Genomic DNA, 8,368 nt, shown 5'->3' with positions numbered 1-8,368 from the left:
GGGTGTGTTCGAGACCGTGGGCGTGCGCATGGTCGTGGTCGTGGTCGTGGGTGTGGGGGTGCTCGTGCCCGTGGTCGTGGCTGTGGTCGTGGTCGTGGTCGTGCGTGGCGGGGTGCTGGGGCGTGGGGTGAGGTGCGGACACGGCCGCGGACACGGTCGGGGTACGGGCGCCGACGAGGGCGAGTGGACGCTCCGGTGCCGGCTCCGGGTCGTGTGTGTGCGGGTGCCCCTCGTGTCCGTGCCCGTGCCCGTGCCCGTGTTCGTTTCCATGGGCGTGCCCGTGCCCGTGCCCGTGGTTCCGGTTGCGCCAGGCGCGGCGTACGAGGCTCACTCCCGCGAGCAGCACCAGTCCGCCGCTCGCCAGGCCCAGCCAGGCGATCACCGAGGGGGCCGCGGCGGAACCGGCCGTGACCAGGAGGCCCAGCACGACCACGCCCAGGGTGTGGGTGACGGTCACCGACGCGGCCAGCGGCAGGACGTCCTTGAGGCGGGCCCGGCCGCCGCGGGCCGCGGCCGTCGCGGCCATGATGGTCTTCCCGTGACCGGGGGCGAGCGCGTGCATCGCGCCCAGGACGACCGCGACGAGCAGGGCCAGCGCCGCGAAGCCGACGGTGAGGTGCTGGCGCGCGACCAGGTTGTCCAGGGCCTGGGTCCAGCGGTCGGCGCCGCGCGGCAGCACGGAGGCGGCGGGCGCGTCGCGTCCCGCGTCGTCGGCCAGCGCCGGACCGCCGGGCCGCACCCGCAGGGAGGCGGTGGCGGTGTCGGCGGGGGAGGAGAGCAACTCCTTCGGGTAGCTCGTCAGTTCGTGCGAGACCGAGCCCTTCGGTACGTCCGTCGCGGTGAGCGTGGTGCGGTCGCCGCGTGCGGTGATCTCCCGCCAGCCGGGGCCGGTGGAGGCGCCCGCGCTGTGGAAGCCGAGGGCGACCGGCCGGCCCTCGGGCAGCTCGGCCGTCAGACGGCATTCGACGCGCAGGGTGTGCAGTCCCGCCTGGCCGGGCCGCAGCCAAGCCCGGCTGGTGCCGACAGTGAGGGCGACGGCGCGTCCGTCGACGGTGACCCGGCTGCCCTCGGCGGCCTTCGCGCAGCGCTGCCGGGCCCACTCGGCGGTGCCCAGCCGGCGCAGGTCGGGACCGGCCTGGGTGGCCGGGATCTCGGCCAGGTCCTCGACATGGTCCACGCGGAGCAGGCCGGGGGCGGCGACCAGCCCGTCGTAGCGGTTGACGGTGAAGTTGCCGAGCGGGTGGGCGCTCGCGGACGCGGCGGGCAGGAGCGCGAGCGCGCAGCCGGCCATGAGGACGGCCGTGCCGGAGGCGAGTGTGCGACGGAGCTTCACCGGGCCGCCTCCAGGGACTTCAGCGCGTCACGGGCCGCGCGGGCCCCGAGCGGGGAGAAACCGGGGTTCAGCTTCAGCGCGGCGGTCAGATGGGTGCGGGCGTCCGCCGGGTGGCCGGTGGCCAGCTCGATCATCCCGCGGTGGTAGAGGAAGGAGGCGTTGCGGTAGCCGGTCGCGGTGGCCTCGCGGGCGTACGTGAGTGCCTCGGCGTCCCGGCCGTTGACGTGCAGGGCCCAGGCGAGGGCGTCCGCGGTGTGCACGGTGTGCCGACGGGCCCACTCGGCGCGGGCGGCGCGCAGCGCGGCCTTGGCGTCGCCGTGCTCGGCCGCGGCGAGCGCGGTGTCGAGGTCGGCGTCGACACCGTTGGCGCGGGCGAGGGCGATCCAGGCGTCCACCAGGGCGTACTGATCGCCGGCCTTCGCCCGGTCACCGTCGGCGCCACGGGCCTCGTACAGTTCGCCGAGTTCGACGAGCGGGCCGGGCAGCGGGTACCGGGAGACGACGTTCTCCATTCCGGTGATCGCGTCGGCCCGGTCGCCGCTCGCGGCCTGGGCGCGGGCCCGGCCCTCCAGGGCGGGGAGGTAGTTCTCGTCGGCGCCGAGGGCGCGGGCGTAGTAGTCGAGGGCCGACCTGTCGTCGCCCTGGTTCCAGGCGAGTTGGCCGAGCTGGGTGGAGACGTATGCCACGTCGCCCGGGGAGGTCGCGGTGTCCAGCGCCTGTCGCAGGACCCGGCGGGCCGTGGCCACGTCGCCGCGCAGCTCGTGGACGTACGCGTACCGGGTGAAGACGGGGACGCCGGGGTGCCGGGCGTCGGCGAGGTCGGCCGCCTTCTGCGCGTCGTCGTACCGGCCGAGTTCGACGAGCGCGTCGATACGGGAGCACAGGGCACGTTCGCTGTAGGGGTTCTGCTTCAGCGCCCGGTCGGCGTAGATCAGGGCGTTCTTGAAGTCGTGCCGCGCGGCGGCGAGGGCGGCGCGGCCGGCCAGGGCGGGATCGTTGTCCGGTGCCAGGGCGAGCGAGCGGGAGAACGCCTGCTCGGCCTGCGGGTAGCGGGAGGGGTCGCCCTGGGTGCGCGCCTGCTCCACATAGGCCAGCCCGAGCGTCGCCCAGCTGCCGAAGTCCCGCGGCTGCGCGCGCAGATGGGTCTGGAGGGCGGCGATGCCCGCGTTGAGGTCGCCGCTGCCCAGCAGGGCGGGCGACACCGCCGCGGGCGCGGCGGCCGCGACCGGCCGGCTGTCCCGTACCGCTCCGACGGCGATGGATCCGGCGGTCAACGCCACCGCCAGCAGGGCGGCACAGCAAGCGAGTTGCCCGACCCGCCAACGCCGCCCGGCATCGGCGACCCGCCGCAGGGCGGCGACGCGAACGCCGGCGGGCGGAGCGCCGGGGGGAGAAGTCTCCATGGGAGAGGCGTCCGTGGAAGAAGCGTCCGTGGAAAAAGCGTCCGTGGAAGAAACGTCTGCGGGAGAAACGTCGTGGGCGGCCGTTGGGGCCGTTGGGGCCGTTGGGGCCGTGGCGGCCGTTCCGGTCCCGTCCGCGTCCGGTGCGGTCGCTGTCCCGGCCGGGTCCGGGGTGGCCCCGGACCTGTCACCCCCCGGTTCGGTGCCGGGCGCCGTGGTCCCCGAGTGGTCCGGCTCCGGCGCGGCGGAGGGCGAGACGGACTCCCTCTGCGGTGCGTTGTCGTTCGTGCGCGGGGACATGCCCTCTCCTCGGTCGTCGCGTGGGGCGACGCGGCCCGCACCGTGGGGGGTGTGTAGAGGTGCGGGCCGCGCCGGTCTGGGGGGTGCGGACTAGTACGGCCGCTGCGAGCGGCGGCGCCACCAGGCCAGACCCGTGCCGATCAGCAGGACACCGGCCGCGCCCGAGGCCGCGGAGGCGGCGATCAGGGTGGTGTCGGTGCCGCTGCCCGAGGTGCCGGCCGGCTGGAGCGCGTCACCGAGCTGGCTGCGCACGTCCGCGCCGCTGGTCGTGCCCTTGGCGAGCGCGCCGCGCGAACCCGAGGTCGGGTTGGCCAGGTACGGGAAGGAGTGACCGAACTTCTGGTCGTTGGCGTCGACCGCGTCGCCCAGGTCGTTCTTGGAACCGACCAGTTCGCCCTCGACGACCTGGAGGGCGGCGTCGATCACGTCGTCGGTGAGCCGACGGCCGTTCGGGAAGCCCGCGTTGTCGCCGTCCAGCACGCCCAGCCGCTTGGGGCTGGCGGTCGGCTTGATCGAGGTGTTGAGGCGGAGCTCCTCGGCCGGCTTCACGTACGGCGGCTGGTTGAGGCCCTTGACGCCCTTGAGGAACACGTCGACCAGGTCGTTGCGCGGCTCGGCCGGCGCCTTGATCTTGTAGATCGCCTCGATGAGCTTCGGCAGCTCGGGGTTGGTGACGTTCTTCAGGAACTGCGCGTCGTGCTCGGGCGAGGACGCGTTGAACTTGTCCTTGTCCTTCTGCGGGTTGACGACCTCGTTGACGAGCGGGTTGCCCAGGCGCGAGACCTGCGTGTAGTAGCCGCCCGCGGTCCTGCGCTGGGTCGTCGAATAGACGCCCACGATCGGCTGGTGGTCCGACTCCGTGATCATCTTGTTCGGGATCTGGAGGGCGATCGAGTTGACGTTGTAGCCCTTGAGGGTGTCCCGGCCGACCTCGGACAGGTTCCCGCCGTAGAGGAGGTCGAAGACCCGCAGATCCAGGAAGAACGGGTCGTCGGCCTGCCCGGCGAACGTCTGCGCGCCGCTGGAGAGTTTGTGGATCGCCTGGTAGCGCAGCTTGCCGTAGTCCGGCATCGACGCCTTGCCCACGTTCGACGGCGCGACCGGCACGTCGTGCGCGATCCTCGTCTTCGACACCTGGTGCTTCTTCTTCAGCCGGATCAGATCGATGTCGTACGACTGCGTGATGTTGAGGTCGGGGTCGTCGAGGCTCTCGACGGCGCCCGTGTTGTAGAGGAACGTCTTCTTGTTCTTCACATGCGTCTTGAAGGTGTAGCGGAAGAGCAGGTCGTCCTGCGCGTCACCGTCGTTGTCGATGTGGAGGTCGTACTGGGCGTCGTCCGCGAACGTGTAGAAGTTCGGTCCGCCGGCCGGCTCCTCGAAGGGGATCCAGTTCGCGATGATCGTCGTCGTGTCCGGCTTGTCCGGGCTCACGAAGGCGTACACGTCCGTGTTGTCGTACTGGGGAGTCCCCGAGATCAGCGGCGCCTCGCGGTGGCTGGAGGCGGAGGCCGCCCCGGGCTCCAGCAGGGCCACACCGGCGGCTGTGAGCCCCCCGGCGGCCAGCGCAGCACATATGAGGGCCGCGACGCCTCGGCGTCCCGTACCGGTCCTGGAGATAGGTGTCATGCCGTCCGTCCTCAGTCCAACTTGCTTGACGGACGGGTATACGGCGCGGGGGCACCGTTCGGATTGGTCGATCTGGAAATTTCTTTTCTCCCTGCTCCACCCGCGTTTCGGGCACCCTGATCCGTAACCCCATCCGGAGGTGTGTTCGTTGCGAATGCCTGGTGTGACGGGACGGGCCGGCTGTGGCCGGGGAGAGGGGAACCGCGTGGAGGCGGACGAGCTTCTGGTGCTCGTGGCGGGTGGCGACCAGAAGGCCTTCGAGGATCTGTACGCACTGGTGTCCGGGCCGGTGTTCGGGCTCGTGCGGCGCGTGGTGCGCGATCCCGCGCAGTCGGAGGAGGTCTCCCAGGAGGTGCTGCTCGAACTGTGGCGCTCCGCCGCCCGCTTCGACCCCGGCCGGGGCAGCGCGCTGTCCTGGATCCTCACCCTCGCCCACCGTCGCGCTGTCGACCGGGTGCGCAGCGTCCGGGCGGCCGGCGAACGCGAGCAGCGCGAGGCGCGCCGCGCCCACCACCCCGCCTTCGACCAGGTCACCGAGGAGGTCGAGGCGGGCCTGGAGCGCGAGTGGGTGCGCCGCTGCCTGGACCGGCTGACCGCCCTGCAACGACAGTCCGTCACCCTCGCCTATTACGACGGATACACCTACCGTGAAGTGGCCGAGCGGCTCTCGCTCCCGCTGGGCACGGTCAAGACCCGTATGCGCGACGGACTCACCAGCCTGCGCAAATGCCTGGGAGGAGTCGCATGAGCGTCCTCGACCGACTGTTGCGGCGCGAGGACCTGCACTCGCTCGCCGCCCCCTACGCCCTCGACGCGCTGGAGCCCGCCGAGCGGCTGCGCTTCGAACGGCACCTCGACGGCTGCGAGCTGTGCGCCGCCGAGGTCCGCGCGCTGTCCGAGGACGCCGTCCGGCTCGCCTGGTCCACCGCCGCCCCGCCGCCGACCGCGATGCGCGACCGGGTCCTGGCCGCCGTACGGACGACTCCGCAGATGTCCGCTCCCGAGCCGGAGCGCACGACGGCCCAACTGCCGCCGCACGTCTGGGGGACCCGGCCGCCGCCCGCCCGGGTCCGGGCGTCCCGCCCGCGCCCGCTGTTCGTCCCGTTCGCCACGGCGACGGCCGCCGCGGCCCTCGTCGTCGCCTCGCTCTTCGCGGTGCAGGCCGGTCAGGCCCAGGACCGGCTGGACGCCGAGCGGGCCCAGTCGCGGGAGATCGCCCGGGTGCTCGCTGCTCCGGACACCCGCGCGACCACCGACCGGGACGCCCAGGGGCGCAGCATCGGAGTGATCGCCTCCGTCTCGCAGGGCCGGGCGATCGTCACCTTGAGCGGATACGACGGTCTGGCCGGCGGACATGTGCACCAGCTGTGGCTCATGCACCCCTCCGGGCAACCACGCTCCCTGGGCCTCTTCGACGGCGACACGCCCCTGGTCACATCCGGTCTCGACAATTCCGCCACGTCACTCGCTGTCACCGTCGAGCCGGCCGGGGGCTCGGCGCAACCCACTACCCAGCCGATTGTCCAACTCGCCCTGAAATCGCTCGGATTCGGAGAGTAACCGTCAACCCCCTTGCGAAACAGGTGAATCCTGTGCCTGCGATACACGAGTGCCCCATGAGGGCGATAGGGTTACTCTGCCCGAGCTGGGTGGACTCGTACGGGTGGGGAGTGACATGGAACAGATAACAGTGCGCAGCAGGGCGAGGGTCCCTGCGATCACCTGCGGGAGCAGCGCGACAAGTTCGCGCCTCGACCGTCATCTGTCGGTGCTGGCGGGGCCCGCCATACCGCAGCGGGAGACGGTCGAGGCGACCTCGCTCATGCTCGAACTGACGGCACGTAGCACTCAGCCCGACAAGACCAGCAGGGTGGCCCGTGTCCGTCGTGTCTCGCTCTTCGCGCCGCTGCGTCGGCTGAGCCGTTCCCTGTTCGGCGGGAACTGAGGCCCGCGCTCAGGCGGCCACACCGTCCCGGCGCAGCACTGCGATCAGCTCGTCCGTCATCCCCACGGCGCGCAGCAGTGCCTCGGTGTGCTCCCCGAGCGCGGGCACGTCCCCCAGGTCCGCCTCCGCCCCGCCCGGCAGTGTGATCGGTGGCAGCAGTGTCCGCAGCGGCCCGACCGGCGTCCCCACCTCCCGCCACCGCTCCCGGGCCGCCAGCTGCGGATGCTCCGCCACCTCGTGCAGATCCCTCAGGCGTGCACACGCGATGCCCGCCGCCTCCAGCCGCGCGACGGCCTCGTCGGCGTCCAGCGTGCCCAGCGCCTTCGCCACCTGCGCGTCCGTGCCGCCCCGGTTGGCGACCCGGGCGGCGTTCGTGGCATAGGCCGGATCCGTGCCCAACTCCGGCTGCCCGAGCACCTGTTCCGCCAGCCGTCGCCACTCCCGGTCGTTCTGCACCGACAGCAGCACCCGCCCGCCGTCCGCCGTCGGATAGGAGTCGTAGGGCGCGATGACGGCGTGCGCGAGCCCGGTGCGCCCCGGAGCGGTGCCACCGTGCATCGCATGGTGCAGCGGATGCCCCATCCACTCCGCGAGCGCCTCCAGCATCGACACCTCCACCGGCCCGCCGCACCCGGTGGCGCCCCGCCGCACCAGCGCCGCCAGCACCCCGGAGAACGCGTACATGGCCGCCGCGATGTCGGCCGCCGGGATCCCCGCCTTCACCGGCTGCTCCGGCGTCCCCGTCACCGACACCAGCCCGGCCTCGCACTGCACGAGCATGTCGTACGCCCGCTTGTCCGCGTACGGGCCGGACGCGCCGTAGCCCGAGATGTCGACGGCGATCAGCCGCGGATGCGCCGCGCACAGGGTGGCCGCGTCCAGACCGAGCCGGGCGGCGGCTCCCTGCGCCAGGTTCTGCACGAACACGTCCGCGTCCGCGACCAGTCGCCGTACGACGTCCAGGCCCCGCTCGTCCTTGAGGTCCAGGGCGATCGACTCCTTGCCGCGGTTGCACCACACGAAGTGCGAGGCAAGGCCGCCGGCGGCGGTGTCGTAGCCCCGGGCGAAGTCGCCGCCGTCGATCCGCTCCACCTTGATGACCCGGGCGCCGAGATCGGCGAGCTGCCGGGTGGCGAAGGGGGCCGCGACGGCCTGCTCGACGGCGACGACGGTGATGCCCTCCAGGGGCGGGGGAAGTGGCCTCATGCGCTGGATCATGTCCTGCGCGTGCCGCGTTGTCATGCCCGAAGGCACGTGTACCGGCTCACCTCCGGCCGGGCGCGACGGCCGCCCGGTGGTCGTCCGGTGGCCGACGGGGGAGCCGGGCAACCGGTTCAGACGAGGGCGAACTGCCCCTCGGGGCCCTCCTCGTGGTGGTCCAGGACCGTCGCCGGACGCCGGGCCGCCTCCGGGACCGGCAGGACCCCCGCGGCGCGCAGCTCGGCGGCCGGGACCGGGTGGAGCGTCTCCAGCTCCGCCCGCTGCGGCTCCACCTCCGCCAGCAGGGCGAGGACCGTGATCAGCTCCAGCAGCTCCGACGTCCACGTCTGGAGCCAGGCCGCCGGACGGATCGCTGCCAGGGAGCCCGGTTCGTCCTCGGCCGTCCGTGTCGCGATCCACTGCTCCAGCACCCTGACGCCCGCCGCCTCGAAGTCCCACGCCTGCGGCGGCACCGGGGAGATCCGGCCCTCGTCGAGGTGCAGGGTCTCCTCGTCCCGGTCGTAACGCACGTCCAGGGGCCGGGTGGGGAGCGGGGCGCGGACG

The 8,368-nt window shown here is 72.9% G+C and carries 8 protein-coding genes; 3 read left to right on the top strand and 5 right to left on the bottom strand.

The genetic code is table 11. The annotated features are described in order from the left end of the window. From FNH09_RS42335 to FNH09_RS42325, 3 genes are all read right to left on the bottom strand, one after another. The coding region (locus tag FNH09_RS42335) for a sulfite exporter TauE/SafE family protein (protein WP_162469924.1) at nt 1-1,333 on the bottom strand (1,333 nt) is incomplete at its 3' end. Beyond that, on the bottom strand, nt 1,330-2,736 hold the full coding sequence (locus tag FNH09_RS42330) for a tetratricopeptide repeat protein (protein WP_420802836.1): 1,407 nt from the start codon (nt 2,734-2,736) through the stop codon (nt 1,330-1,332). The genes FNH09_RS42330 and FNH09_RS42335, both read right to left, overlap by 4 nt. Nucleotides 2,737-3,123: 387 nt before the next feature. After that, entirely contained in the window at nt 3,124-4,659 is a 1,536-nt protein-coding gene (locus tag FNH09_RS42325; protein ID WP_152895179.1) for a DUF4331 domain-containing protein, read from the bottom strand. Between the two features lie 205 nt (nt 4,660-4,864). Here FNH09_RS42325 and FNH09_RS42320 point away from each other — a divergent pair, with 205 nt between their 5' ends. The 3 genes from FNH09_RS42320 to FNH09_RS42310 all read left to right on the top strand — a co-directional run bounded on the left by FNH09_RS42320 (nt 4,865) and on the right by FNH09_RS42310 (nt 6,604). After that, nucleotides 4,865-5,407: an ECF RNA polymerase sigma factor SigK gene (locus FNH09_RS42320; RefSeq protein ID WP_162469923.1), complete on the top strand. Its 543-nt coding sequence runs from the start codon at nt 4,865-4,867 to the stop codon at nt 5,405-5,407. Next, entirely contained in the window at nt 5,404-6,219 is an 816-nt protein-coding gene (locus tag FNH09_RS42315; RefSeq protein ID WP_152895177.1) for an anti-sigma factor, read from the top strand. The genes FNH09_RS42320 and FNH09_RS42315 overlap by 4 nt, the downstream gene beginning before the upstream one ends. A gap of 115 nt (nt 6,220-6,334) precedes the next feature. Then, on the top strand, nt 6,335-6,604 hold the full coding sequence (locus FNH09_RS42310) for a hypothetical protein (RefSeq protein ID WP_152895176.1): 270 nt from the start codon (nt 6,335-6,337) through the stop codon (nt 6,602-6,604). A gap of 9 nt (nt 6,605-6,613) precedes the next feature. On the opposite strand, the gene FNH09_RS42305 is transcribed toward FNH09_RS42310, so the two are convergent. Both FNH09_RS42305 and FNH09_RS42300 read right to left on the bottom strand, forming a co-directional pair. After that, nucleotides 6,614-7,822: a CaiB/BaiF CoA transferase family protein gene (locus FNH09_RS42305; protein ID WP_202919873.1), complete on the bottom strand. Its 1,209-nt coding sequence runs from the start codon at nt 7,820-7,822 to the stop codon at nt 6,614-6,616. A gap of 116 nt (nt 7,823-7,938) precedes the next feature. Then, a partial coding sequence (locus tag FNH09_RS42300) for a type ISP restriction/modification enzyme (RefSeq protein ID WP_338017850.1) occupies nt 7,939-8,368 on the bottom strand: 430 nt, incomplete at its 5' end.

Source organism: Streptomyces adustus (assembly GCF_009377175.1).
GTDB classification, from domain to species: Bacteria; Actinomycetota; Actinomycetes; order Streptomycetales; family Streptomycetaceae; genus Streptomyces; species Streptomyces adustus.
The sequence above is the reverse complement of the archived record's forward strand: the minus strand, read 5'-3'. Positions and strand labels throughout refer to the sequence as shown.